Source organism: Streptomyces canus (assembly GCF_030815415.1).
In the GTDB taxonomy this organism is placed as follows: Bacteria; Actinomycetota; Actinomycetes; order Streptomycetales; family Streptomycetaceae; genus Streptomyces; species Streptomyces canus_F.
This window is the reverse complement of the sequence record NZ_JAUSWW010000001.1, coordinates 4,003,862-4,028,502: the sequence shown is the minus strand read 5'-3', so window position 1 is coordinate 4,028,502 and position 24,641 is coordinate 4,003,862. Positions and strand designations below refer to the sequence as shown.

23 protein-coding genes and 1 pseudogene are annotated in these 24,641 nt (G+C 72.1%); 4 read left to right on the top strand and 20 right to left on the bottom strand.

The annotated features are described in order from the left end of the window. Nucleotides 1–3 precede the first annotated feature (3 nt). The 13 genes from QF037_RS18485 to QF037_RS18425 form a co-directional block, all read right to left on the bottom strand. Complete coding sequence (locus QF037_RS18485) at nt 4–930, bottom strand: diiron oxygenase (RefSeq protein WP_307026666.1); 927 nt, start codon at nt 928–930, stop codon at nt 4–6. Next, on the bottom strand, nt 927–3,758 hold the full coding sequence (locus QF037_RS18480) for a condensation domain-containing protein (protein WP_307026664.1): 2,832 nt from the start codon (nt 3,756–3,758) through the stop codon (nt 927–929). The genes QF037_RS18485 and QF037_RS18480 overlap by 4 nt, the downstream gene beginning before the upstream one ends. A gap of 165 nt (nt 3,759–3,923) precedes the next feature. Next, entirely contained in the window at nt 3,924–5,201 is a 1,278-nt protein-coding gene (locus tag QF037_RS18475; RefSeq protein WP_307026663.1) for an MFS transporter, read from the bottom strand. Next, on the bottom strand, nt 5,185–5,433 hold the full coding sequence (locus QF037_RS18470; protein WP_307026661.1) for a phosphopantetheine-binding protein: 249 nt from the start codon (nt 5,431–5,433) through the stop codon (nt 5,185–5,187). Before QF037_RS18470 ends, QF037_RS18475 begins: the two co-directional genes overlap by 17 nt. Next, nucleotides 5,426–7,003 (bottom strand): amino acid adenylation domain-containing protein, encoded by a 1,578-nt coding sequence (locus QF037_RS18465; protein WP_307026659.1) that lies wholly within the window; start codon nt 7,001–7,003, stop codon nt 5,426–5,428. Before QF037_RS18465 ends, QF037_RS18470 begins: the two co-directional genes overlap by 8 nt. After that, entirely contained in the window at nt 7,000–7,143 is a 144-nt protein-coding gene (locus tag QF037_RS18460; RefSeq protein WP_307026657.1) for a hypothetical protein, read from the bottom strand. Before QF037_RS18460 ends, QF037_RS18465 begins: the two co-directional genes overlap by 4 nt. Continuing rightward, nucleotides 7,140–7,280, bottom strand: coding sequence for a hypothetical protein (locus tag QF037_RS18455; protein WP_307026655.1), 141 nt, complete (start codon nt 7,278–7,280; stop codon nt 7,140–7,142). Before QF037_RS18455 ends, QF037_RS18460 begins: the two co-directional genes overlap by 4 nt. After that, nucleotides 7,277–7,417: a hypothetical protein gene (locus tag QF037_RS18450; RefSeq protein WP_307026655.1), complete on the bottom strand. Its 141-nt coding sequence runs from the start codon at nt 7,415–7,417 to the stop codon at nt 7,277–7,279. The genes QF037_RS18455 and QF037_RS18450 overlap by 4 nt, the downstream gene beginning before the upstream one ends. After that, a complete protein-coding gene (locus QF037_RS18445) occupies nt 7,414–7,554 on the bottom strand; it encodes a hypothetical protein (RefSeq protein WP_307026653.1) in 141 nt (46 codons plus the stop codon). Before QF037_RS18445 ends, QF037_RS18450 begins: the two co-directional genes overlap by 4 nt. Further along, nucleotides 7,551–8,894, bottom strand: coding sequence for a crotonyl-CoA carboxylase/reductase (ccrA, locus tag QF037_RS18440; RefSeq protein WP_307026651.1), 1,344 nt, complete (start codon nt 8,892–8,894; stop codon nt 7,551–7,553). The genes QF037_RS18445 and ccrA overlap by 4 nt, the downstream gene beginning before the upstream one ends. 29 nt (nt 8,895–8,923) lie before the next feature. Then, nucleotides 8,924–10,372 (bottom strand): methylmalonyl-CoA mutase family protein, encoded by a 1,449-nt coding sequence (locus tag QF037_RS18435; RefSeq protein ID WP_307026649.1) that lies wholly within the window; start codon nt 10,370–10,372, stop codon nt 8,924–8,926. Between the two features lie 3 nt (nt 10,373–10,375). After that, nucleotides 10,376–10,639: a phosphopantetheine-binding protein gene (locus QF037_RS18430; RefSeq protein WP_307026647.1), complete on the bottom strand. Its 264-nt coding sequence runs from the start codon at nt 10,637–10,639 to the stop codon at nt 10,376–10,378. A gap of 186 nt (nt 10,640–10,825) precedes the next feature. Continuing rightward, a complete protein-coding gene (locus QF037_RS18425) occupies nt 10,826–11,560 on the bottom strand; it encodes a helix-turn-helix transcriptional regulator (protein WP_307026645.1) in 735 nt (244 codons plus the stop codon). A gap of 222 nt (nt 11,561–11,782) precedes the next feature. Here QF037_RS18425 and QF037_RS18420 point away from each other — a divergent pair. After that, nucleotides 11,783–12,212: pseudogene (locus QF037_RS18420) on the top strand (hypothetical protein). Nucleotides 12,213–12,278: 66 nt separating this feature from the next. Here QF037_RS18420 and QF037_RS18415 read toward each other — a convergent pair. Genes QF037_RS18415 through deoC form a run of 3 tightly spaced genes read right to left on the bottom strand, consistent with a single transcriptional unit; the run spans nt 12,279 to nt 15,584 of the window. Continuing rightward, on the bottom strand, nt 12,279–13,190 hold the full coding sequence (locus QF037_RS18415; protein ID WP_307026643.1) for an aldehyde dehydrogenase family protein: 912 nt from the start codon (nt 13,188–13,190) through the stop codon (nt 12,279–12,281). Further along, nucleotides 13,183–14,619, bottom strand: coding sequence for an aldehyde dehydrogenase family protein (locus tag QF037_RS18410; RefSeq protein WP_307026640.1), 1,437 nt, complete (start codon nt 14,617–14,619; stop codon nt 13,183–13,185). Before QF037_RS18410 ends, QF037_RS18415 begins: the two co-directional genes overlap by 8 nt. 5 nt (nt 14,620–14,624) lie before the next feature. After that, nucleotides 14,625–15,584 (bottom strand): deoxyribose-phosphate aldolase, encoded by a 960-nt coding sequence (deoC, locus tag QF037_RS18405; RefSeq protein WP_307037238.1) that lies wholly within the window; start codon nt 15,582–15,584, stop codon nt 14,625–14,627. 190 nt (nt 15,585–15,774) lie between these two features. Here deoC and QF037_RS18400 point away from each other — a divergent pair, with 190 nt between their 5' ends. Together QF037_RS18400 and QF037_RS18395 are read left to right on the top strand one after the other, a co-directional pair. After that, nucleotides 15,775–16,404, top strand: a complete 630-nt coding sequence (locus QF037_RS18400; RefSeq protein WP_307026638.1) for a PH domain-containing protein — start codon at nt 15,775–15,777, stop codon at nt 16,402–16,404. A 116-nt stretch (nt 16,405–16,520) separates the two neighbouring features. Then, nucleotides 16,521–18,185 (top strand): hypothetical protein, encoded by a 1,665-nt coding sequence (locus QF037_RS18395; protein WP_307026636.1) that lies wholly within the window; start codon nt 16,521–16,523, stop codon nt 18,183–18,185. Between the two features lie 27 nt (nt 18,186–18,212). On the opposite strand, the gene QF037_RS18390 is transcribed toward QF037_RS18395, so the two are convergent. The 4 genes from QF037_RS18390 to QF037_RS18375 form a co-directional block, all read right to left on the bottom strand. Next, the gene (locus QF037_RS18390; RefSeq protein ID WP_373463744.1) at nt 18,213–19,394 is read right to left on the bottom strand and encodes a hypothetical protein; all 1,182 of its coding nucleotides are present in this window, start codon (nt 19,392–19,394) and stop codon (nt 18,213–18,215) included. Nucleotides 19,395–19,535: 141 nt separating this feature from the next. Further along, entirely contained in the window at nt 19,536–21,167 is a 1,632-nt protein-coding gene (locus QF037_RS18385; RefSeq protein WP_307026635.1) for a phospho-sugar mutase, read from the bottom strand. Nucleotides 21,168–21,431: 264 nt separating this feature from the next. Beyond that, nucleotides 21,432–22,256, bottom strand: coding sequence for a purine-nucleoside phosphorylase (locus tag QF037_RS18380; RefSeq protein WP_307026632.1), 825 nt, complete (start codon nt 22,254–22,256; stop codon nt 21,432–21,434). A 276-nt stretch (nt 22,257–22,532) separates the two neighbouring features. Beyond that, the gene (locus QF037_RS18375) at nt 22,533–22,970 is read right to left on the bottom strand and encodes a gamma-glutamylcyclotransferase (protein WP_307026631.1); all 438 of its coding nucleotides are present in this window, start codon (nt 22,968–22,970) and stop codon (nt 22,533–22,535) included. 106 nt (nt 22,971–23,076) lie between these two features. Between QF037_RS18375 and QF037_RS18370 the strand changes: the two genes are divergently transcribed. Continuing rightward, nucleotides 23,077–24,507, top strand: coding sequence for an NAD(P)H-quinone dehydrogenase (locus QF037_RS18370; RefSeq protein WP_307026629.1), 1,431 nt, complete (start codon nt 23,077–23,079; stop codon nt 24,505–24,507). Nucleotides 24,508–24,641 lie beyond the last annotated feature (134 nt).

Below are 24,641 nucleotides of genomic sequence, written 5' to 3'. Positions count from 1 at the left end.
CCGTCAGTCCGTCAGCCCCAGCAGATGCAGCTGCTCGCGGGCCTCGGGTATGTCGAACGCGCCCACCGATTCGCACAGCCCCAGCGTGTGCCGGCCCGCGTCCCGTACGCCGGCCGCGAGGACCTCCTCGCGATAGCAGTCGCGCACCACCTCCTCGGCCAGCTCGGCGCTCACGCCCGCCGTGCGCAGGGCGGATCGCACCGGGTCGAGGTCGGGGCGCAGACAGTCGTCGACGAAGTGCGGCATGGCGCACGCCACCTTGACGCGCGTCGCCGGGGACAGGCTCGCCCACAGTTCCTTGAAGTAGCGGGTGAAGTAGGCGTGGTGGTGCACCTCGTCACGGACGTGGTCGCCCACGACCTCGCGCACCACCCGGAACACCGTCTCGTCCCGGGGGATCCGCGCCAGCATCCGTGTCACCACGGTCTCGAAGGCGACGACCTGGAGGATGTGGGCCAGCGAGCCGTGGTCCGGCAGGAACGCGTGACCGGTGCGTTCCAGGCGGGCCATGCGCGGCGCGAAGTCGTACGGCAGCACCGGCACCGCCGTGGTCTTCTCCACCTGCTGCACCACGTCCAGGCTGAACAGGGCGTGGTAGGCCTCGTCGCTGTAGATCTTGAACGCGTCCAGCCGGGCGCCGGGCCCGAGGTCGACGTCGGTCTCGCCGTGGGCCACCATCGCCGCCCCCCGGTTGACCACCTTGGTCTCCAGCTGCGAGGTGAACAGCATGTACTGGTAGAAGTGCTGGGTGAGCAACGCCTGCCGGGTGTCCGCGCCCAGGCCGGCCAGTCCCTCGTGGTGCAGATGCGGGACCAGATGCTCGGGGAACACCTTCAGTCCGGCCTCGCGATCCTCCTGGAGCATCCGCCGCGGACCGCCGCGCACCCCTGCGCTCTCGTACCAGTCGGCGGCGACGCGGGGCTCCGTCATGACCGTCCTGTTCGCTCGGTGAACGCCGCCGCGACCTGCTCCACCGCGGGGGACGCGAGCACCTCGATGTGCGTCCCGGGCACCCGGCGCAGCTCCAGCGCCCCGCCGAGGCCCTCCCAGCTCGCGGCCAGCGCTTCCGGGTAGCCGGCCGGGTTGTCCGCGCACAGGAACAGCTGGAGGGGCGCGGTGGTCTTCGCCGGGGCGCACCCGGCCACCAGGCCGAGCAGCCGCGCCCAGTCCTCCAGCATGCGGGCGGCCTGGTCCGCGGGTGTGTCGCGCAGGAGGTCCAGGTCGACGCCGAAGCGCCGCATGAGCAGTCGTTGCCCGGCGGTGGCCCCGAGGACACCGGTGCCGTCCCGGAGCACCGAACCGGCGAGCGCGAACAGCTCCGCGGACGTGGCGGACATCCGCTCGGCGTCCTCGGCGGTGCGCTGGGCGAGGGAGTCCAGCAGGGCCACCAGGGCGACGTCGTGGCCGAGTTCGGTGAGCCGGTCGGCGACCGAGTGGGCCAGGACACCGCCGAGCGACCAGCCCAGCAGGGCGATCCGGCGGCCGGGCAGGGCGTCGGCCAGGGTGGTGGCGTACCGGTCGACGAGGTCCGCGTAGGCGTTGTCGTCGGGGTGGGCGCCCGCGACCCGCTCCAGGCCGACCACCTCGGTGTCCTCGGGCAGGAGGCCGACCAGGGGCGCGTAGCACATGAGGGTGCCGCCGACCGGGTGGATCAGGGCCACCGCCACGTCCGAGGGGGCGCCCGCAGGAGTGCGCAGACGCACCAGACCGGCGGGGTCGCCAGAGCCGTCCCCGGCGAGGGCCCGGGCCAGGGCGGCCACGGTCGGGTTGTTCATGAAGACGCCGACGCCGAGCGGGCGGCCCAGTTCCTCGGCGACCCGTGCGACCAGCCGGACCGCCAGCAGCGACTGGCCGCCGTAGTCGAAGAAGTTGTCGTGGCGGCCGAGTCCCGGCACGCCGAGGAGCTCCTCGAACAACTCCACCAGCCGCCGCTCGACGGCATCGCGCGGAGCGTCGTCGGCGGCCTCCTCCGGCGCCCCTTCGGCCGGTCCGGGCACGGCGGCCAGCGCGGCCGGGTCGGGGCGGCCGTCCGCCCCGGTGGGGATCTCGTCCCGTACGACGATCCGCTGCGGCAGCAGATGCGTCGGCACCCGGGCCTGCAGATGGGCCGACAGCTCGCGCGGCGCGGGCGGTTCGGTGCCCGGGCGCGGCACGGCACAGGCGACGAGCCGCTCGCCGCCGCCGTCCTCGGCGGCGGGCAGCCGCACCACGGCGGCGGCCAGCACACCCGGATGCGCCTCCAGGGCCGACTCGACGGGATCGCGCCACAGCTCGAACCGTCCGTCCGCGGTGAACCGGCCGCGCTCCCCGGTCGGCACCGGCCGCCCGCCGGCCGGGTCCGCGGTGTGCACGGCGCCGTGGAAGCCGAGCGGCAGCACCCGGCCCCGTCCGTCCAGCACCTGCCGGCCGCTCGCGGTGCTCAGCTCCCGCACCCGCGCCCGCTCCTCGGCGTCCATCAGGTCGATGTCGCCGACCGGCGCGTCCGGGTCCGCCAGCAGTCCGCCGAGCAGCCGCAGGAACACCACGGTCAGCCGTTCGGCCGTGGCCCGGGAGAACCGCTGCGCGCTGTAGGCGAAGTCGCCCTTGAGCACCCCGTACTCGTGCAGCAGGGTCAGCGCCAGATCGAAGTGCGAGGTCGGCCACGGGAACGGCAGCGGCTCCACCGTCAGGCCCGGCAGGCTCCAGTCCTGCTCGACCTTGCGCCGGTTGAAGACCAGCGCCACCTGGAACAGCGGGTTGCGGGTGGACTCCCGGGACGGCCGGACCGCGTCCACGACCGTCTCGAAGGGCACGTGCTGGCGTTGCAGGCCCTCCAGCACGGTCCGCCGGGACGCCTTGAGCAGCGCCGCGAAGCTCTGCCCGGGGTCGACCGTGCCGCGCAGCACGACCGTGTTCTGGAAGAAGCCCACGGTCTCGGCGAACCGCTCGTCGACCCGGCCGCTCATCGGCGTGCCCACGGCGATGTCCTCGGCGCCGGTCCACCGGTGCAGCAGCACCAGCAGCGCGGCGTGGAACACCATGAACTCCGAGACCCGGTGGGCGCGGCTCACCTCGGCGACGCGCGCCGACACGGCCTCGGGCACGGTGAAGCCGACCCGGTCCCCGGTGAACAGCCCGTGCTCCCCGGGGACATGCTCCTCGGGCAGCGGCAGCACCGGCATCCCCGCCAGCCGCTCCCGCCAGAAGGCGAGGCCCTTCGGATCGGGCTCGGCCAGCAGTCCGGCGCAGAACTCGGCGTACTGGTGCTCGGGGCCGGACGCGGGCAGGGCGGCGGGATCCTCGTAGAGCCGGTGCAGTTCGCCGGCCAGCGCGGTCGCCGCGATCTCGTCGATGACCAGGTGGTGGAAGCACAGCGACACCGCGTGCTCCTCGCCACCGAGGTCCACGACGTCCACCCGCATCAGGGGACCGCGCACCACGTCGAAGGGCCGGCCCGCGTACCGCACGACCTCCGCGGCCGCCCGGGTCAGGTCCGCGCCCGGCAGCGCGATCCAGTTGACCTCGACCCGGGGCGCCGCGTCCGCGGGGTGGATCAGCTGGAGCACCTGCCCGTCGCTCTCCCGCACCGTCAGCCGCAGCGCCTGATGCCGGGTCACCAGCACGTCCACCGCGCGCTGGAGCCGCCCGCGGTCCAGACCGCCGCGCACCCGCAGCACGATCGGCACGTTGTACACCGCGCTGTCCGGGGCCAGACAGTGCAGGAAGTACACGCCTCGCTGCTGGGGTGTCAGAGGCAGCACCACGGGGGCGCCGGTCATGGGAATCTCCTTCGGAAGGTGCGGGGCCGGCTCCTGGGTCCGGCCGGGGCCACGCGGGCGTCGCGGTCTGCTGCGTCGTCACTCGGCTTCGCTCGGGTCGGCCGCCGCGCCGATCCGCCGGACAGACCCTGGCGTCCACCGGACAGTGCCTGGCGCGGCGGTACGTCACTCCGCCGCGGCGGGCGCGGAGTGCGGCTGCGCTGTGGTGGGCCGGGGCACGGCGGGGAAGTCGCGCATCCGCAGGGCGAGGTAGCCGGAGCCGCCCAGGACCAGGACGGTCATCACGCCCAGCAAAACCCGGAAGTCGACGCTCGCCACCAGCGCGGCGCTGGTGAACACGGCCAGCACCTGGGGCGCGGTCGCGAGCATGCTCGCCGCCGAGGCGACCCGGCCCTGGAGCCGGTCGGGGGAGTTGCGCTGCACGGAGGTGTACAGGCCGACGACCGCGCCGGGGATGCCCAGGCCGATCACGAAGACACCCGCCAGCGCCGCCACCACGCCGGGCAGGACGAGCAGGGCGCAGCCCAGGCCCATCGTGCCGAGCCCGAACACGGTCAGCATCGCCTCCCGGCCCGGCCCCATCCGCTTGAGCACCCGCACCCCGGCGAGACCGCCCAGCACCGAGCCGACGCCCTTGACGACGGTGAGCACCCCGACGAACGACGCGCTGCGATGCAGACCCTCGTCGGCGACGGCGTAGATCAGCGTCTCGATGAAGCCGAAGCCGAGCAGGCCGAGCCCCATGGCCACGGAGACCGCGCGCAGCTGCGGGGTGCGTCCCAGATGCCGTACGCCGGCCAGGAGTTCCTGGACGAGCTTGCCGTCCGGCCGCTTCGGCTCGGGCTCGTCGACCTTCACCGCCAGCACGCACAGGGCGCACGCCAGGAACGTCACCACTTCAAGGCCGGCCACGGCACGCGGCCCGACCCACGTGTACAGCGCAGCGCCGACGGCGGGCGCGACGAGCATGCCGCCCTCCTGGAGCGTGCGCATCAGCGCGTTGGTGGGGCCCAGTTCCTCGGCCGGCACTAGGCGGGTGAGCAGCGCGCTGCCCGCCGCGTTGTGCATGCCGACGCCCAGGCCGATGCCGAACAGCACCAGGTACAGCAGCCACGCCTGGTCCTTGTCGTGGACCAGGAAGGCCAGGCACACCCAGCCGGCCAGCGCGAAGTTGATCAGCGCGATCAGTGGCCGGCGCCGGTAGCGGTCCACGACCAGACCGAGGAACGGGGCGCCGAGGCGGGGCAGCACATAGGCGGCGAAGGCCAGTCCGGCCGCGCCGTCGGAATCCGTCAGGTCCTTCATCCAGATGCCGAGCGCGATCCACAGCGCGGCATCGCCGAACAGCGAGACGGACGTCCCGGCCAGCCACAGCCGTACGTTCCGCCTGTTCGGAGCGGGCGCAGGCGCTCCGCTCCCGGCGGTCTCAGAGCCGGTCGCCATGTGCCTTCTCCAGTTCCGTGACGAGCTCCCCGATCGTGGGGTGGTCGAACACCGTCAGTACGTCGATCGCGGTGCCGAGCCGCTGTTCCAGCCGGGCGGTGAGCCGGGTGGCCACCAGGGAGTCGCCGCCCAGGTCGAAGAAGTCGTCGTCGGGGCCGATCCCGTCGATGCCGAGCACCTCGGTCCAGACCGCGGTGACGGTGTCCGCGAGCCGGTCGCGCACCTCAGACATAGTTCTCCTTACGTCGCCAGTCGGGGGTCGGCAGGGCGTTCCGGTCGACCTTGCCGTTGGCGGTCACGGGCAGCGCGTCGACGGCTGCGAAGAGCGTCGGCACCATGTACTCGGGCAGTTCGCGGCGGAGTCGGGCGCGCAGTGCGCGGCGGTCCAGCGGGGCGGTGAGGGTGACCCAGGCGACGAGTTTGGGATCGCCCACGAGGTTGGTGCGTACGCCCACGGCGGCCTGGCCGATGGGCGGGCACTCCGCGAGCAGGTTCTCGATCTCGCCGGGTTCCACGCGGTGGCCGAGCAGCTTGACCTGGCCGTCGATCCGGCCGAGGAACTCGTGGACGCCGTCGGCCCGTCGGCGGGCCAGGTCGCCGGTGCGGTACCAGGTGCGGCCGTCGGCGTCGGTGACGAACCGCTCGGCGGTCAGGTCGGGGCGGCGCCAGTAGCCGAGGCCCACGCCCGCTCCGGCGATCCACAGCTCGCCCTCGACGCCCTCGGGCACGACGGCCCCGGAGTCGTCCCGCAGTTGGGCCTCGGTGCCCTGGACGGGGACGCCGATCGGGACCGAGCGGGGGAACTCCTCGTCCGGCGCGATCCGGTGGCACAGCGAGAAGGTGGTGGCCTCGGTCGGGCCGTAACCATTGACGATCCGCACGTCGGGGGCGGCCGCGCGGAGTCGCCGGACGTGTTCGACGGACAGCACGTCACCGCCCGCCAGGAGCACGCGCAGCGAGCTCAACGAACCGGCGTCGAAGTCGATCTGACGGTGGAACAGTGCCGCGGTCAGCCACAGGACCGTGATGCCCCGCTCCCGCAGCAGCCCGCCCAGCCCCTCCGCACCGAGCGGACCGGTCGGCGCCACCTCCAGCCGGGCGCCGTTCAGCAGGGCGCCCCAGATCTCGAAGGTCGCCGCGTCGAAGGCGACCGGGGCGAGCTGGAGGAGCCGGTCGTGGCCGTCCAGGGTGACGTAGTTCGGCTCGTGAACGAGGTTCAGCACGGCCCGGTGCGGCACGAGCACGCCCTTCGGACGGCCGGTGGAGCCGGAGGTGTACATGACGCAGGCGACATCCTCGGGCCCGGTCGCGGGGTGCCCGGCAAGGGGTACGGGGATGCCGGGGACCGCGGGCGCCAGGGGCACGGGTACGTCGAGGGGGACCCTTGCCGCCGTATCCGTCGGCGCCTCGCCGGACCGTCCGACCAACAGCATCGGCACCCCATGCGCCGCCAGCACCCCGGCCCCCACCGCATCGCACAACGCCAGCCGTACCTCCGCGTCCGCGACGATGCCCGCCAGCCGCGCGGGCGCCTCGCCGAGGTCCACCGGAAGATACGCCGCCGACGCCTTGAGGATCGCGAGCAGGCCGACGACCAGCGACACCGACCGCTCCAGGCACATCAGCACCCGGTCACCGGGCAGCACCCCGCCCGCGACGAGCGCATCCGCCCACGCGTCCGAGCGACGGTCCAGCTCACCGTAGGTCAGCTCCTCCCCCGCCCCGGCGACGGCAACCGCCTCCGGCCCCCGGACGACCTGACGACGAAAGGCCTCGGGAATGCTGAGGTACGGGGTGGTCATGCGCGCCCCACCCACCGGACACGGCCGCGGAAAGGCCGCGACCGGTCCTCCTCGTCCGCGGTGGTGACGGTGATCGCTCCCGGCGCCCCGACCGGGCGGTGGCGGGAGGTCTCGGGGGCGCGGTCGTGACGGGTGGTCATGTGCGTCCCGCCTGCTCGGTGTGGTCGTGGAGAGGTTGCGGCCGGGCCTTGTCCGCGGTGGTGTCGGTGATCGCTCCCGGCGTCCTGGCCGGGCGGTGGCGGGAGGTCTCGGGGGCGCGGTCGTGACGGGTGGTCATGTGCGTCCCGCCTGCTCGGTGTGGTCGTGGAGAGGTTGCGGCCGGGCCTTGTCCGCGGTGGTGTCGGTGATCGCTCCCGGCGTCCTGGCCGGGCGGTGGCGGGAGGTCTCGGGGGCGCGGTCGTGACGGGTGGTCATGTGCGTCCCGCCTGCTCGGTGTGGTCGTGGAGAGGTTGCGGCCGGGCCTTGTCCGCGGTGGTGTCGGTGATCGCTCCCGGCGTCCTGGCCGGGCGGTGGCGGAAGGTCTCGGGGGCGCTGTCGTACGGGGTGGTCACGGTCGGGCCACCTGTCCGGCGTGGTCGCGGAAGAGTCGCAGTCGGGGCTCGCCGATCCGCTCCCGCAGCCCCGGGTCCTGTACGCCCTGGCCCTCCGCGGTCGCCAGGTTCAGCAGGCCCACCTTGCCCTCGTGGGCGTTGAGCTGTACCGAGCGGGTGGCCTCCGCGGCCTGGGCCAGGGGGAAGACCCGGGAGAGGGCGGGCACGACCATGCCGAGGCGCAGCAGCCGGTTCGCCTCCCACGCCTCGTCGATGTTGGCGCCGTGGCTGCCGATGACCCGCTTGAGCTTCATCCACAGATAGCGGTTGTCGTAGACGTGCCGGTATCCGCTGCTGGACCCGCAAGTCACGACCACACCGCCGCGCCGCACCACGTTCACCGAGGTCTCGAAGGTGGACCTGCCGACGTGCTCGAAGGCGACGTGCGGATCCTCGCCGAGCTCCTTGCGGATGACCGAGCCCAGCGCCCGCCACGCGGAGGCGTCGTCCTCGTCGTCGCCGAGCCCCACGTCGTTGCGGTCGACGACGACCTGGCAGCCCAGCCGTTCCACCAGGTCGGCCTTGTCCCGCGAGCCGACCACCCCGACGGCGATCCCGCCGGCCTGCCGCACCAGCTGCACGGCGTAGCTGCCGAGCCCGCCCGCCGCGCCCCAGACCAGCACGATGTCCCCGGCCCTGATCCGGGCGCCGTGGTCACCGATCAGCATGCGGTAGGAGGTGCCGAGACACAGCGTGTTGCAGGCGGCCTCCTCCCACGACAGATGCGGTGGCATCGGCACGAGCTGCGAGGCGCGGGCCACGGCGAAGTCGCCGAACGCGCCGAAGTTGGTCTCGAACCCCCAGGCGAGCATGCCCGTGGTCAGCATCCCGTCCCGCTGGGCGACGGGATCCTGTTCGTCGATGTACGGCGGGTTCACCACCACCCGGTCACCCGGGGACCAGTGCCGTACGGCGCCGCCCACCCGGACCACCACGCCGGCCGCGTCGGACCCGACGACCTGGTAGTCGCGGTCGTGCCGTGCCTCCCAGTGGCCCTCGCGGGCGAACCGGCCCAGGAACCCGAAGGTCGACATCGGCTCGTACAGCGCGGACCAGACGGTGTTGTAGTTGACGGCGGACGCCATCACCGCGACCAGCACCTCGTCCGGCGCCAGCTCCGGCATGGGCACCTCGCCGAGGTGCAGGGTGCGCCGTACGTCCTTGTCGCGGCTGTCGAGCCCCTTGAACAGGTCCTCGTCCTCGCGGCGCAGGAAGACCGCGCGATAGGACTCCGGTACGGGACAGGCCAGTAGTTCGTCCGGGTCCGCGCCGTGCCGGACCGCCTCGATCAGTTGAGACATCAGTGCGACTCCGCTGGGGTGGGGGAGTGTCAGGAAAGGGACGGTGCCGAGAGGTCGTCGGCCGGTCGCATGGCGGTACAGAGCTGCCCGATGGTGGCCCGCCGCCGGACCGCTTCGATCAGGGCCGGCAGGATGTTGCGGCCGGCCCGGGCGTCGTCCCGTAGCCGGGTCAACTCCGGTTCGCAGTCCGGGCGTTCGATGTCACGGCGGCCACCGGTCGTGGTGTGGGCCTCGCTCTGGAGCAGCCGGCGCTCGGACTCCGAGGGCGAGGTCTCCAGCACCCCCACGGTGGGCCCGGGGTCGCGGTAGGCGAGTTCCTCGATCTGGCCCTCCAGCCAGCCGCTGCGGATACAGGCCGCCACACCGCCGCGCGCCTCGATGCGCTCCAGCCAGTCGTCGACCTCCTTGCCCAGCTCCTCGACGAGGCCCTCGATCACATGGGAGCCGCCGAGCGGGTCGGCGTAGCGGGCCAGGTCCGTCTCGTGGGCGATGATCTGCTGGGTGCGCAGCGCGATCCGGGCGCCGAGCGGGCCGGGCGTCTGCACGGCCTCGTCGAAGCTGCACACATGCAGCGACTGGGTGCCGCCGAGGACGGCCGCGACCGCCTGCAGGGTCGCCCGGACGATGTTGTTGAGGGGTTCCTGGTAGGCGAGGGCCGAGCCGAAGGTGTTGACCTGTGCGCGCAGCCGCATCGCCCGGGGCGCGGTCACGCCCCAGCGGTCCCGCATCCGCTCCGCGTACCGGCGGCGGGCGACCCGCAGCTTGGCGGCCTCCTTCAGCACCTCCATGTCGGTGCCGAAGATGAAGCTGAACCGGGAGGCGACCTGCTCCGCGGAGTGTCCGCGCTCGACCATCCCGGCGAGATAGGCGTCCACGCTCGCCAGCGCACAGGCGACCTCCAGCGCGGCGTCCGCCCCGGCCTCCCGGGCATGCCCGCCGGAGACCGAGATGGGGTTGACGCCGGGCAGGTGCTCCATGCAGTACTCGACGACGTCGAGGGCGTAGCGCACGCTGGTGTCGAGGTCGTACACATACGCCTTGCGGGCGAGGAACTCCTTGAGCATCTCGTTCTGGAGGGTGCCGCGCAGGGCGGCGGGGTCCACGTCCGACTCCTCGGCGGCCACGATCCACATCGCGAGCAGCATCGGGGCGGTGGCGTTGATGGTGAACGAGACCGAGACCCGGTCGAGCGGGATCTCCTTGAACACGGTCTTCAGGTCGTCCACCGTGGCGACGGAGACACCGGTGCGTCCCACCTCGCCGTCGGCGGCGGGGGCGTCGGGGTCCAGACCGAGCTGGGTCGGCAGGTCGAAGGCGAGCGACAGGCCCGTCTCACCCATCTCCAGCAGGTAGCGGAAACGACTATTGGTGCTCTCGGCGCTGTAGAGGCCCGCGAGCTGTCGCATGGTCCACAGCCGGGTCGTGTATCCGCCCGGGTGCAGTCCGGCGTCGTAGGGGAACTCGCCCGGTATGCCCATGCGTCATTCCTGGGGTGCGTCCTGGATCGTGTCCAGGACCGATATGGCGAATTCGCGCAATTCCGGGTATTCGAAGATGTTGAGCAACGGGATGTCCGCGCCGAAGCGGGTGCGCAGTGCCGCCACTATCCGGGTGGCGACCAGGGAGTCGACGCCCAGTTCCAGAAGATTGTCGTCGAGGTGCACTTCGGGGACATTCAGGGCCTCTGCCGTCACGGCGAGTACGACAGCCTCGACATCGGCAAGGGTGACCGAAGCAATGGACATTCCGTCATCCGTTTCTGCCCGTGGTGCCGTGCGTGGGCACGGAAGAACGGGGGTCAATTACCTGGTGGGGGTGCTGGTTTCCTGATCAACCTAGAAGTCCGCGCGCCGCGGCAGCAACAGGTTCCGGGCGCCAAAGTCGGCAGCAACCTGCCACCCCGGGCCCTGGCGCGGACCCGGGTGCGGCTGTCAGGTCGCGGACACCAGGCCGTACTCCGCGGCCCTGATCCCCGCCTCGAAACGGGTGCTGACGTCAAGGGACTTGAGGATGGCGGCCACATGACGGCGGTAGGTGCGCACGGACACGTTCATCTGCCGGGCCGCCGTGTCGTCCTTCATGCCGGAGCCGAGCATCTGCAACACCTGTCGCTGGATCTCGTCCAGGTGCAGCTCACGGACGTCGCGCGGTGCGGTCAGGCCCTCGGCGTGGCCCCACAGCACCTGCTGGAACTGGAGCAGGGCGGCGGTGGCCTCCCGGCGGGCGAGCAGGATCTGCAGCCGGCCGTCCGGCGCCACGGTGCGCACCAGGCCGAGCTCGGTCCCCAGCAGGGCCAGGTCGGGCAACGGGGCGTCGGTGACGCGCAGTTGCACCTGGCGGGTCCGGGCGCCGCCCGGCAGCGCGCGGGAGCGGGGGTCGGTCATGACGCCGCGGTCCGCCAGCAGCCGCAGACTGTGCCCGCGGGTGAGGATCTCGGTGCGGATCAGGCGCGAGAAATCGGAGAGCGGGTGATGCATCGTCTCGACGGCGAAGCGTCCGGTCAACTGGGTGAAGCCCCGGGTTTGCGGTGCCTCGGTGAACGCGCTGCGAAGAACTCCGCAGACGGCGTCGGCGTGTACCGGGTGCACCAGTTCGAAATCATCGAGAGCCGAATAGGTTTCGGTGGCGCGCGTGTGCTGCTGGACATCGGCTATGTGTATGGACATGGCCCCCCCGGGTCTCAAATTCCATCCTTGATCGAAAGGCTGGTCATCTGACTCACGCACCGCGGCAGGGGTGTTGCCCCCGCTTTGAAGTGATCGTGAGGGTACGTCAAGCGGCGTTATTCAGTCGATAGTTCGAATGCCGCATATCGGATTCCGGCATTAAATGACTATTACTTGTCACGCCTATGGGGATGCCTTTGAAGTCTGCGGGTCGGCGGTGGAGTGTGCGCCGAACCTCAACTACCCGTCGTCGCCCGACACGCGTCCTCCTCCACCCCCACCGCCCAGCGTGCGCTGGCCGCCCTCGCGACCGCGGGCGTGGCCCTGGGCGCAGGCGCGGCGACGGCCGCCGCGGACACCGACCCGGTCATCGACGTGATGCGCACCCGCCTCGCTGGGCAACATCGACCCGCAGGCCGGCCTCCAGGGCCTGACCAGCACGGTCGGCTATGTCACCGGCCCGGTCAGCGGCCTCAAGCCCAACCCCCTCGTCGGCACCGGCGTCGACCCCCTCGGCAACGGCCTGGGCACCCAGCTCGCCGACTTCCAGCCCCTGGCCACCCAGGCGCTGACCGGCCCGGTGGCGCAGGCCCAGTCCATCGGCGGCATCCCGGTGGTCGGCCAGGCGGCGGGACTGCTCAACAACGGCTGACGGTACGCAGAGAGCCGCGTCTTCCCAGGACGGTGGGAAGGCGCGGCTCTCCGGTCTGTGTGGCCGTCAGTAGGACGAGCCGGACGCGCCCAGCGAGCCCGTCGGGTGCCAGACCGTCTTCGTCTCCAGGAACGCCGTCATCCGGTCGATACCCGGAGCCGCCGAATAGTCCACAGCCTGTGGACGGAGAACCCGCTTCAGGTTGTCCGCCGCCGCGATCTCCAGCTCCTTCGCCAGTACGTCATCGGCGCCCGCCAGATCGATCGCGTTGACGTCCTGGTGCGCGGCCAGCGGCGCCGCGATCTCCGCCGTACGGCCGGACAGGACGTTGACGACACCGCCGGGCAGGTCGGAGGTGGCCAGCACCTCGCCCAGGGACAGGGCGGGCAGCGGGGACTTCTCGGACGCGATCACGATCGCCGTGTTGCCGGTCGCGATCACCGGGGCGACGACCGAGACCAGGCCCAGGAAGGACGACTCCTGCGGGGCCAGGACCGCGACCACGCCGGTCGGCTCCGGGGTGGAGAGGTTGAAGAACGGACCCGCCACCGGGTTGCCGCCACCGACCACCTGGGCGATCTTGTCGGTCCAGCCCGCGTACCAGACCCAGCGGTCGATCGTCGCGTCGACGACAGCGGCCGCCTTCGACTTCGACAGCCCCTCGGCGTCGGCCACTTCGCGCACGAACTGCTCGCGGCGGCCCTCCAGCATCTCCGCGACGCGGTAGAGGATCTGTCCCCGGTTGTACGCCGTCGCGCCCGACCAGCCGCCGAACGCCTTGCGCGCGGCGACCACCGCGTCACGGGCGTCCTTACGGGACGAAAGCGGCGCGTTCGCCAGCCAGTTGCCCTTCGCGTCGCTCACCTCGTACACCCGGCCGCTCTCGGAACGCGGGAACTTCCCGCCGACGTACAGCTTGTAGGTCTTGAAGACCGACAACCGATCAAAACGGTCCGTCTTCTCGTTCTTCTCAGACATCGAGGTACGCCTCCAGGCCGTGGCGACCGCCCTCGCGGCCGAAGCCCGACTCCTTGTAACCGCCGAACGGCGAGGTCGGGTCGAACTTGTTGAACGTGTTGGACCAGATCACGCCCGCGCGCAGCTTGCCCGCGACGGCGAGGATCCGCGAACCCTTCTCCGTCCAGATGCCCGCCGACAGGCCGTACTGGCTGTTGTTGGCCTTGGCGACGGCCTCGTCCGGTGTACGGAAGCTCAGGACCGAGAGGACCGGGCCGAAGATCTCGTGGCGGGCGATGGTGTGCGCCTGGGTGACGTTCGTGAAGAGCGTCGGGGCGAACCAGTAGCCGGAGGACGGGAGTTCACAGGCCGGGGACCAGCGCTCGGCGCCCTCCGCCTCGCCCGCCTCGACGAGCGAGGTGATCCGGGAGAGCTGCTCCGCGGAGTTGATCGCGCCGATGTCGGTGTTCTTGTCCAGCGGGTCGCCGAGCCGGAGGGTGGAGAGCCTGCGCTTCAGCGAGTCCAGCAGCTCGTCCTGGATCGACTCCTGGACCAGCAGCCGGGAGCCCGCGCAGCAGACCTGGCCCTGGTTGAAGAAGATGCCGGTGACGATGCCCTCGACGGCCTGGTCGATCGGGGCGTCGTCGAAGACGATGTTGGCACCCTTGCCGCCCAGTTCGAGGGTGACCTTCTTGTCTGTGCCCGCCACCTGGCGCGCGATCGCCTTGCCGACCGCGGTCGAACCGGTGAAGGCCACCTTGTTCACATCGGGGTGCTCGACGAGGGCGGCGCCCGTGTCGCCGTACCCGGGAAGGATGTTGACGACGCCCTTGGGCAGACCGGCCTGGCGGCAGATGTCCGCGAAGAACAGGGCACTCAACGGCGTGGTCTCCGCCGGCTTCAGCACGACCGTGTTGCCGGTCGCCAGCGCCGGGGCGATCTTCCACGCCAGCATCAGCAGCGGGAAGTTCCACGGGATGACCTGACCGGCGACACCCAGAGGACGCGGGTTCGCGCCGAAGCCCGCGTGGTCGAGCTTGTCGGCCCAGCCCGCGTAGTAGAAGAAGTGCGCGGCGACCAGGGGGAGGTCGGCGTCGCGGGTCTCCTTGATGGGCTTGCCGTTGTCCAGGGTCTCCAGGACGGCCAGCTCGCGGCTGCGCTCCTGGATGATCCGGGCGATGCGGAACAGGTACTTGGCGCGCTCGGCGCCGGGCAGCGCCGACCACTTCTCGAAGGCCTTGCGGGCGGCCCTCACCGCACGGTCGACGTCCGCCTCGCCCGCCTGGGCGATCTCGGAGAGGACCTCCTCGGTGGCGGGGGAGACGGTCTTGAAGACCTTGCCGTCCGCCGCCTCCACGAACTCGCCGTCGATGAACAGCCCGTAGGAGGGCGCGATGTCGACGACCGAGCGGGACTCGGGTGCCGGTGCGTACTCGAATGCAGATGCCATGTGGATCAGTCCACCGTCACGTAGTCGGGGCCGGAGTAACGGCCGGTGGCCAGCTTCTGACGCTGCATCAGCAGGTCGTTCAGGAGCGAGGAGGCGCCGAAGCGGAACCAGTGGTTGTCCAGCCAGTCCTCGCCGACGGTCTCGTTGACCAGCACCAGGAACTTGATGGCGTCCTTGGTGGTGCGGATGCCGCCGGCCGGCTTCACGCCGATCTGGACGCCGGTCTGGGCGCGGAAGTCGCGGACGGCCTCCAGCATGAGGAGGGTGTTCGCGGGGGTCGCGTTCACCGCCACCTTGCCGGTCGACGTCTTGATGAAGTCGGCCCCGGCCAGCATGCCGAGCCAGCTCGCGCGGCGGATGTTGTCGTACGTCGAGAGCTCGCCGGTCTCGAAGATGACCTTCAGACGGGCGCTGGTCCCGCAGGCCTCCTTCACGGCGGTGATCTCGTCGTACACCTTCAGGTAATGACCCGCGAGGAACGCCCCGCGGTCGATGACCATGTCGATCTCGTCCGCGCCCGCGGCGACGGCGTCGCGCACGTCGGCGAGCTTCACCGCGAGGGCGGCGCGGCCCGCCGGGAAGGCGGTGGCGACCGAGGCGACCTTCACGGAGGAGCCGGCGACGGCCTCCTTCGCGGGGGCCACCATGTCGGGATAGACACAGACGGCCGCGGTCGCGGGGGTCGAACGGTCGGTCGGGTCGGGGCGGACCGCCTTGGCGCCGAGCGCCCGGACCTTGCCCGGGGTGTCCGCGCCTTCCAGCGTCGTCAGGTCGACCATCGAGATGGCGAGGTCGATGGCGTACGCCTTGGCGGTCGTCTTGATGGAACGGGTGCCGAGAGAGGCGGCGCGCGCCTCCAGGCCGACCGCGTCGACGCCGGGCAGCCCGTGGAGGAAGCGACGCAGCGTGCTGTCGGACGCGGCGACATCCGTAAGCGGGTGTGCGGGAGATGCAGTGGTGGGCATGGTCACCAGCCGAGCATATCTACGCGCGTAGCGGCTGTACACCCCGAAAGAACGGTTTGCTCTGGACGCAGGGGAGCGCACCCACCCAGGGGCGCGGGGAACTGCGCGAGCAACCACCGACGGACCTGCACCCGCGCACTCGGCGGCCCCCCACGGCGAGAAGGCGAACAACTGAGGCACAATCGCCCGCATGACGACCAAGGACCGCATCTACCGCTCACCCGCAGGCATCGCCGGAGGCGCCCTGCTGCTCGCCATCGTCCTCTGGCTCGGCATCGACGCCCTGGTCCAGGGCGAGGACCGCACCCCCTGGCTGGCGCTCGCCTCGATGATCCTCGCGCTCCCGCTGATCGTCGCCTTCACCGTCCGCCCGGCCGTCTACGCCAACGAGGACCGCCTGCGCATCCGCAACCCGTTCCGGGTGATCGTGCTCCCCTGGGGGCAGGCCGCCGCGCTGCGGTCCGGTTACTCCAATGAGGTCGTCGCCGAGTCCGGCGACACGTTCCAGCTGTGGGCCGTCCCGGTGTCGCTGCGCGCCCGCAAGAGGGCGGCACGCAAGGACGCGCGCGCCGAGCGCGGCGGCGGCGCCGGCCTGCGGCTCGGCTTCGGCGGCGGTGGCGCCGCCCCGGTCCCCGTCCCCGCCGCCGGGCCGGCCCGGGCCGAGACCGACAAGATCATGGACGACCTGCGCGAGCTCATGGAGACACGCGGGACGGCGGAGAGCGCCCAGGGCGAGGTGACCGTGCGCTGGGCGTACGAGATCTTCGCGCCGGTCATCGCGGGAGCGGTACTGCTGGTGATCTTGATCGCAACGGGCTGAGACGCCTGTCCTTTCACGGCTTCCGGGGGCGATGATGCGGCCCCACCTCGGCGTGCCGCCCCGAACAAGGACCCGAGGACCGCAACCACACCTGTGGTCCGAGTGTCTGGAAGACAATGAGCACGAACCTCCAGCAGCCGCTGCCGCTGCCCGCCTCCGCGATACCCGACGACTGCCTCCCCTGGGACGCGGAGCAGACCCGGCGGTGGACACAGGCCCTGCCGGCCTGGTGGGTGCCGGTGCGGCTCGGCACGGGCGTGCTCGTCGGGGTGGCGCTGGCCGGTCTGCTCGGCTCCGGCGCCCTGGCGCTGTCCACCGACCTGAGCCCGTGGGCCGCGGCCGTCGTCGCGCTCCACGCGATCTGGCTCGCGGTACGGCCCGAGGTCGTACGGGTCTCGGTGCCGGTTCTGCTCTTCCTGGTCCCCGCCCAGCAACCGCTGCCGTGGCCGGTGACCCTGCCCGTGCTCGCGTTCCTGCTGCTGGCCTGGGCGCTCGCCATGCTCCGGCTGGTCGCGCGCGGACGGCAGCGGGCGGCGGCCCTGGCGGCGGCCGGCGGGGCGACGGCCGTACCGCCGGACGAGGGCAGGACGTTCCGGCGGGGCAGGCTCCTGGTCTGGTTCGGGCTGGCCGTGACGGCGGCCGGCGCCGCGGGGGTCGCGACCTTCGGGCCCGGAGACGACCACGTGCTCGCGGCGACGGGCCTCTACGTGACCGGGCTCGGCCTCACCGCCGTCCTCTCCGGCCTCCTCGGCCGCCGCCGCGCCGCCGCCCTGCGCGGCGCACCCGTCCCCGTCCTCCGCGTGCTCGTGCGGGAGAACGCCGACGTGGACACCGAGGTCTACGCGGCCGACGACCTGGGCGCGCTGCGCCCCCTGTTCACCGTCTCGGTGTCGGAGCCCGACGACGAGGACGAACCCTTCTTCGAGGATGCGGACGACGACGACTTCGACGAGGAGGCGGCCGAGGCGGAGATGCGGGACGCCCTCGACCGGATCGACGACGAGGAGCCCGGCCCCCTGCGCGAGGCCGTCCTGTACGGCACGCCGTACGACGGCGCCGAGATCCTCCTCGTCAGCGCCGACGAGGAGCCCGGCGAGCCGCCGCTGGTCGAGCGCTCGCAAGGGCCCGTACGACCCCTGTCGGGCCGGTTCGGACGCGGCCGCGTCGTGGGCGACAAGCGGGCGGGGACCCGTAAGGCGGCGTACCAGGAGCTGGGCCGGCTGGCCGCCGGGGCGGCCGTCGCCCCGCTCGGCTCGGGGGCCGTGCGACGGTGGCGCGCGGGGTGGACGGACCGGATCATCGCCGTGGTGGTGATCCTGTGGTTCGTCCCGATCGCCCTGGACGAGTCCGGCTGGTTCTGGCGCTACGTCCTCGTCGGCAGCGTGGCCTTGGGCGGCGCCCTGCTGCTGTCCGAGCGGCTCGGCTGGACCGTCACCGCCGACCGCGAGGGTCTCTGGTTCAACGGGCTCCGCCGCGTCCGCCACATCGCCTGGGACGACATCCGCGTCGTCCGCTGCAAGGGCGCCGAGCTGAAGATCGACAGCCGCGGCGCCGGCTTCCCCACCTGGACGATGCAGAGCGTCCGCTGGCCGAAGCTGGAGCTGCGGCGGGGCTGGATCCACCCCTACGAGCGCACCGCCGCCGAGATCACCGCGATGTGGGAGGACCCCGCGCTGCGGCCGACCGTCTCGGCGACCGAGCGGGAGCGGGGCCGCCCGCTGTGGCCGCTCGCCCTCGCCCAGGCGGCGGTCTTCACGGCGTTCCTGGTGCTGCTGCCGTAACGGGCGGGCCGGCCGCCGCAGCGGGGGTCACGGCGCCCCCGGCCACACCAGCGCCATGTGCGCGCCCCAGTACACCGAGCCCGCCACCGCCGCCGTCAGGACGAGGACGCGGTGGCGACGGGCGGCGCAGGAGAGCCGCAGGGCCAGGGGAAACAGGAGCGGGAAGGCCGGCAGGAGGTAGCGGGCGCGCGGGAAGTAGACGCCCCCGCTGGTCAGGACGATGAGCAGGGTCACGCCCGTGAAGACCAGCAGGGACAGGGGCTGACGGTCGCGCACCGACAGCGCGAACAGCGCCACCGAGACGACCAGCACCAGCGTCACCAGCACCAGGAACAGATGCGGCGTCGAGTCCCGCACCAGCAGCTGACGGATCTCCCGCAGGGTCCGCCGGCCGCCGTCCATCTCGTTGCTCCACACCCGCTGTTCGGCGAAGTAGCCGTCCCAGCGGCCCACCCGCAGGCCCACCCAGGCGATGTACCCGCACCAGCCGAGCGGGGCCAGCAGAGCGGCCGTGAGCGCGCGCACGGAGAAGCCGCGGCGCAGGGACAGCAGCGCCGTCACGGTGACCGCGGCCGCCAGCGCGACACCGGTCGGGCGGGTCAGACCCGCGAGCACGGCCAGCGTGCCCGCCCACAGCCAGCGGCGGGAGAGCAGCGCGTACAGCGACCAGGCCGCGCACGCGGTGAACAGGGACTCGGTGTAGCCCATCCACTGCACCAGGCCGACCGGGAACGCCGCCCACAGAACCGTGGCCAGAACCCCGACCCGGCGGCCGTACAGCCGGTCGCCCACCGCGAACACCCCCCACGCCGCGACGAAGGACGCGGCGACGGCGAGACACAGACCGGTGGTGGCCCTGGTGCCGGGGGTGACGGCCGCGACCGCCTTGACCAGGACCGGGTAGAGCGGGAAGAACGCCAGATTGCTTCCCTCGGTCCCGACCTCCCGGGCGTAGCCGTGGTCGGCGATGCCGAGATACCACTTCGCGTCCCACTGCCGCGCCAGGATCGGCCAGACGCCGTGGTCCTGGTGATGGGCCCACAGCGCGAGGAACAGCAGACCCGCGAGCCGTACGGCGACGAAGGCGCCCAGCGCCGGGGCCGCGCGGCGCAGGGCGCGGACGGCGGGGTGCGGGCGGGGCGTGGTCTCGGGTCGCCGGCTGCCCGGGATGCTGCCGCCGGGGGCGGTTTCGGGGGCGGTCGAGGACACGGGGCGGCTCCGGGGCTCGGCGGACGGGATACCCGTCACCGTTTCCCGGGGTGGGCGCCAAGGCGTGGAGCGCGCTTCGACCGGCGCGGTGAAATCACCCGTTGGGGTGCCCCGGTCGGTCAGGGCACCCCAACGGGTGGGTCAGATGCCGGCCGCCGCCGACAGGTCCCGCTTGATCGTCGCCAGCAGGTCCGTCGCCTTCGCGTGGGCCGCGGGCAGATCGGCGTGGGCGGCGACCGGGACGACGACCTCCAGGTAGCACTTGAGCTTGGGCTCGGTGCCGCTGGGCCGGACGATGACGCGGGCGCCGTCGAGGGTGTACCGCAGGCCGTCGGTGGGCGGCAGCCTGTCGGTGCCCCGCGTGAGGTCCTCGGCCTTGGTGATCGCCAGGCCGGCCAGCTCGGTCGGCGGCCGCTCCCGCAGACGCCCCATGGCGTCCGCGATGACCGACAGGTCCTCGACACGGACCGACAGCTGGTCGGTGGCGTGCAGACCGTGCTCCACGGCGAGGTCGTCGAGAAGGTCGAGCAGCGTGCGCCCCTGCTCCTTGAGCTCGGACGCCAGCTCGGTGATCAGGAGGGCGGCGGTGATGCCGTCCTTGTCCCGTACGCCGTCGGGGTCGACGCAGTAGCCGAGGGCCTCCTCGTAGCCGTAGCGCAGGCCCTCGACACGGGCGATCCACTTGAAGCCGGTGAGGGTCTCCTCGTAGGGCAGACCCGCCTTCTCGGCGATCCGGCCGAGGAGGGAGGAGGAGACGATGGACTCGGCGAAGGTCCCCTGCGCACCCCGCCTCACCAGGTGCGCGGCGAGGAGCGCGCCGACCTCGTCACCGCGCAGCATCCGCCACTCGCCGCTCTCCTTGACGGCCACGGCGCAGCGGTCGGCGTCCGGGTCGTTGGCGATGATCAGGTCGGGGTCCGTCTCGCGGGCCCTGGCGAAGGCGAGGTCCATCGCGCCGGGCTCTTCCGGGTTGGGGAAGGCCACGGTCGGGAAGTCGGGGTCGGGCTCGGCCTGCTCGGCGACGAGCACCGGCTCCGGGAAGCCGGCGCGGGCGAAGGCGGCGAGGAGGACATCCTTTCCGACGCCGTGCATCGCCGTGTAGACGGTGCGGGCGGTGCGGGGGGACCCGTCCGACAGGACGGCGTCCGTGCGGGCCAGGTAGGCGTCCAGGACGGCGCCGTCGAGGGTCTCCCAGCCGGCGTCCGGGCGGGGGACGTCGTCCAGGGACGGTACGGCGTCGATCTCGGCGGCGATCTCCGCGTCGGCGGGGGGCACGATCTGCGATCCGTCGCCGAGGTAGACCTTGTAGCCGTTGTCGCGGGGCGGGTTGTGGCTGGCGGTGACCTCCACGCCGGCGACCGCGCCGAGGTGCCTTATGGCGTACGCCAGGACGGGGGTCGGGAGGGGGTGGGGGAGGACCGCGGCCCTGAGTCCGGCGCCGGTCATCACGGCCGCGGTGTCGCGGGCGAAGTCGGCGGACTTGTGGCGGGCGTCGTAGCCGATGACGACGAGGCCGTCCGTCTGGCCCTTCCCCTTGAGGTACGCGGCGAGACCGGCGGCGGCGCGGATGACCACGCTGCGGTTCATACGCATCGGCCCGGCGCCGAGCTCGCCCCTGAGACCCGCGGTGCCGAACTGGAGCGTGCCGCTGAAGCGCGCGGCGAGTTCGGTGACGTCTCCGGCCTCGATGAGCTTGGCGAGCTCGTCACGGGTCTCCGTGTCGGGGTCCTCGGCCAGCCATGCGGTGGCTCGTGCGATGAGATCGTCGTGCACGTCGGGTCAACCTCTCGTGTTGGTGTGCGGGTGAGTGGGGGTGGGCGTGGAGTGGGTTTCGCCCCCGCCGCCCTTACCCGTTCCCCTCCCTCCAGGGGCATGCCGCCCCTTCGACCCCGCTCCCAGGGGGCGCCGCCCCCTGGACCCCCGCTCCTCAAACGCCGGAGGGGCTGGATTCACTGACGCCGGTCGTGGGGGTCTGGGGGCGCAGCCCCCAGGGACGGGACGGGTAGGGGCGGCGGGGGCGAGGAAAAGTCCCGTCGGCTACAGCCGGCTCAGCACCTGCCCGAGCAGCGCGCCCATCTGCGTCGCCGAGTCACGGCCCGCCTGGAGGACCTCCTCGTGGTTCAGCGGCTCGCCCGTCATGCCCGCGGCGAGGTTGGTCACTAGGGAGATACCCAGAACCTCCGCACCCGCCTCGCGCGCGGCGATCGCCTCGAGGACCGTCGACATACCCACCAGGTCCGCACCGATGACACGGGCCATACGGATCTCGGCCGGCGTCTCGTAGTGCGGGCCGGGGAACTGGGCGTAGACACCCTCCTCCAGCGTGGGGTCGATCTCCTTGCACAGGGCCCGCAGCCGGGGCGAGTACAGATCCGTCAGATCCACGAAGTTCGCGCCGACGATGGGAGACGTCGCCGTGAGGTTGATGTGGTCGCTGATCAGCACCGGCTGCCCGGGACGCATGCCCTCGCGCAGCCCCCCGCAGCCGTTGGTCAGCACGATCGTCTTGCAGCCGGCCGCCACGGCCGTACGGACACCGTGCGCGACGGCGGCCACACCACGGCCCTCGTAGTAGTGCGTGCGGCCCAGGAAGACCAGGGCCCGCTTCTCGCCGATCTTGTACGAGCGGATCTTGCCGCCGTGACCCTCGACCGCCGGCGGCGGGAACCCGGGCAGCTCGGTGACCTGGAACTCGGCGTCGGGAACCCCGAGCGCGTCCACGGCCGGAGCCCAGCCGGAGCCCATCACGAGGGCGACGTCGTGGGTCTCGGCGCCGGTCAGTTCGCGCAGGCGCGCGGCGGCGGCGTCGGCGGCGCCATGCGGGTCGCCCTGGATGTCGTCCGGAAGAAGAGATGCGTTCACGCGGATGAGCGTAGCCTCTTCCGGCCTACGCGCGTAGATGACAGAGCTCACGGGTTGCCGATCGTTGTCTTGTCGTTTCCAACGAATCCGGCGAATGGTGGGGCGCGGGGGCTAGTGCCGCGGCAGGCAACGTTTGCCCCGTCGCGACGCCCGGCACGCACTCTCGCCGCACCGGCCGAAAGCCCAAGTACGTCCAGTACGAGGGCTTCCGGCCGGCACGCCGAGAGCACGCACCGGACGCCGCTCCTTGACGGGCAAACGTTGCCTGCCGCGGCACTAGCAGGGGCGCTTGCGGAGTTCCATCACATAGTCGTGGGGCGCCCCCGCCGATTCCGCCGCGTCCGCGATCTCGCCGAGGTAGCGCGCCGACGGCAGGCCCCCCTCGTACGCGTCGAGGACGTACAGCCACGCCGGCTCCTCGGTCTCCATGGTGTGCACCCGCACCCGCATCCGGCGGTAGATGCCGAGGCCGACACCCTCCCAGCGGTCCAGGGAATCCTCGTCCGGCGGCGCGATGTCGTACAGCGCGACGAAGACCTGGGACTCGGGGTCCTCGACGAGTGTCGCGAGCGCGCCCTCCCAGCCCATCTGCTCGCCGCCGAAGGTCAGCCGCCATCCGTTCAGCCAGCCGGTCGCGCGCATCGGCGAGTGGGGTGCGCGGCGCGTCATCAGCCGCGCGTCGAGGTTGCCGGCGTACGCGGCGTAGAGCGACATGGGGAGAGGGTACGGCAGTCGAAACGGCCGACCCGCCCGTCCCGTAGGTAACAACATGGACCGTCCCGCCGCCCCCGGGCAGTAGCACCTTGAAGCGTGCGGGACAATGGAGTACGTGACTCGGATCGTGATCATCGGTGGCGGACCCGGCGGATACGAAGCGGCGCTGGTAGCAGCGCAGCTCGGCGCGGAGGTGACCGTCGTCGACTGCGACGGTCTGGGCGGAGCGTCGGTGCTGACCGACTGCGTGCCGTCGAAGACTCTTATCGCTACGGCCGAGGTGATGACCACCTTCGACTCGTCGTACGAAGAGCTCGGCATCATCGTCGCCGACGACACCCCACCCCTGGAGCAGGCCGCCCGGGTGGTCGGCGTGGACCTCGGGAAGGTCAACCGTCGTGTGAAGCGGCTCGCGCTCGCGCAGTCCCACGACATCACCGCCTCCGTCACCCGCGCCGGCGCCCGGGTGCTGCGCGGCCGTGGCCGGCTCGAGGGCATGCAGGCCCTCGACGGCTCCCGCAAGGTCATCGTGCGGGCCGCCGACGGCAGCGAGGAGACCCTCGTCGCCGACGCCGTCCTCATCGCGACCGGCGGCCACCCCCGCGAGCTGCCCGACGCCCAGCCCGACGGCGAGCGCATCCTCAACTGGACACAGGTCTACGACCTCACCGAGCTGCCGGAAGAGCTCATCGTGGTCGGTTCCGGTGTGACCGGTGCCGAGTTCGCCGGTGCCTACCAGGCGCTCGGCTCGAAGGTCACCCTCGTCTCGTCCCGTGACCGGGTCCTGCCCGGCGAGGACCCGGACGCCGCCGCCGTGCTGGAGGACGTCTTCCGGCGCCGCGGCATGAACGTCATGGCCCGCTCCCGCGCCGCCGCCGCCAAACGGGTCGGCGACCGGGTCGAGGTCACCCTCTCCGACGGCCGCGTCATCACCGGCAGCCACTGCCTCATGGCGGTCGGCGCCATCCCCAACAGCGCGGGCCTCGGTCTGGAGGAGGCCGGCGTCAAGGTGCGCGAGTCCGGGCACATCTGGACCGACAAGGTCTCCAGGACGACGGCCCCCGGTGTGTACGCCGCCGGCGACGTGACCGGTGTCTTCGCCCTCGCGTCGGTGGCCGCCATGCAGGGCCGTATCGCCATGTACCACTTCCTCGGCGACGCGGTGGCCCCGCTCAACCTCAAGACCGTCTCCTCCAACGTCTTCACCGACCCCGAGATCGCCACCGTCGGTTACACGCAGGCGGACGTGGACGGGGGCAAGATCGACGCCCGGAGCGTGAAGCTCCCGCTGCTGCGCAACCCGCGCGCCAAGATGCAGGGCATCCGCGACGGCTTCGTCAAGATCTTCTGCCGCCCCGGCACGGGCATCGTCGTCGGCGGTGTGGTCGTGGCGCCGCGCGCCTCGGAACTGATCCATCCGATCTCGATCGCCGTCGACAACAACCTGACCGTCGAGCAGATCGCGAATGCCTTCACCGTGTACCCGTCTCTTTCGGGCTCGATCGCCGAGGTCGCACGCCAGCTCCACACCCCGTAAGGAGACGGGCGAGAGCTAGGGCACGGCCTGGCGGCCGAAACCGACTCCCCGCTGGTCACAGGGAGTTGTCGCCCATTCGTACGGCATAGTCGGGGGGCGTAGGCCCTATACCACTCCCGACCCTCCTGTGCGAA

Bases quoted from the DNA above. Each gene is read 5' to 3' on its own strand.
- QF037_RS18485 (WP_307026666.1), bottom strand. From the start codon at position 930: ATGACGGAGCCCCGCGTCGCCGCCGACTGGTACGAGAGCGCAGGGGTG.
- QF037_RS18480 (WP_307026664.1), bottom strand. From the start codon at position 3,758: ATGACCGGCGCCCCCGTGGTGCTGCCTCTGACACCCCAGCAGCGAGGC.
- QF037_RS18475 (WP_307026663.1), bottom strand. From the start codon at position 5,201: ATGGCGACCGGCTCTGAGACCGCCGGGAGCGGAGCGCCTGCGCCCGCT.
- QF037_RS18470 (WP_307026661.1), bottom strand. From the start codon at position 5,433: ATGTCTGAGGTGCGCGACCGGCTCGCGGACACCGTCACCGCGGTCTGG.
- QF037_RS18465 (WP_307026659.1), bottom strand. From the start codon at position 7,003: ATGACCACCCCGTACCTCAGCATTCCCGAGGCCTTTCGTCGTCAGGTC.
- QF037_RS18460 (WP_307026657.1), bottom strand. From the start codon at position 7,143: ATGACCACCCGTCACGACCGCGCCCCCGAGACCTCCCGCCACCGCCCG.
- QF037_RS18455 (WP_307026655.1), bottom strand. From the start codon at position 7,280: ATGACCACCCGTCACGACCGCGCCCCCGAGACCTCCCGCCACCGCCCG.
- QF037_RS18450 (WP_307026655.1), bottom strand. From the start codon at position 7,417: ATGACCACCCGTCACGACCGCGCCCCCGAGACCTCCCGCCACCGCCCG.
- ccrA (WP_307026651.1), bottom strand. From the start codon at position 8,894: ATGTCTCAACTGATCGAGGCGGTCCGGCACGGCGCGGACCCGGACGAA.
- QF037_RS18435 (WP_307026649.1), bottom strand. From the start codon at position 10,372: ATGGGCATACCGGGCGAGTTCCCCTACGACGCCGGACTGCACCCGGGC.
- QF037_RS18430 (WP_307026647.1), bottom strand. From the start codon at position 10,639: ATGTCCATTGCTTCGGTCACCCTTGCCGATGTCGAGGCTGTCGTACTC.
- QF037_RS18425 (WP_307026645.1), bottom strand. From the start codon at position 11,560: ATGTCCATACACATAGCCGATGTCCAGCAGCACACGCGCGCCACCGAA.
- QF037_RS18415 (WP_307026643.1), bottom strand. From the start codon at position 13,190: ATGTCTGAGAAGAACGAGAAGACGGACCGTTTTGATCGGTTGTCGGTC.
- QF037_RS18410 (WP_307026640.1), bottom strand. From the start codon at position 14,619: ATGGCATCTGCATTCGAGTACGCACCGGCACCCGAGTCCCGCTCGGTC.
- deoC (WP_307037238.1), bottom strand. From the start codon at position 15,584: ATGCCCACCACTGCATCTCCCGCACACCCGCTTACGGATGTCGCCGCG.
- QF037_RS18400 (WP_307026638.1), top strand. From the start codon at position 15,775: ATGACGACCAAGGACCGCATCTACCGCTCACCCGCAGGCATCGCCGGA.
- QF037_RS18395 (WP_307026636.1), top strand. From the start codon at position 16,521: ATGAGCACGAACCTCCAGCAGCCGCTGCCGCTGCCCGCCTCCGCGATA.
- QF037_RS18375 (WP_307026631.1), bottom strand. From the start codon at position 22,970: ATGTCGCTCTACGCCGCGTACGCCGGCAACCTCGACGCGCGGCTGATG.
- QF037_RS18370 (WP_307026629.1), top strand. From the start codon at position 23,077: ATGGAGTACGTGACTCGGATCGTGATCATCGGTGGCGGACCCGGCGGA.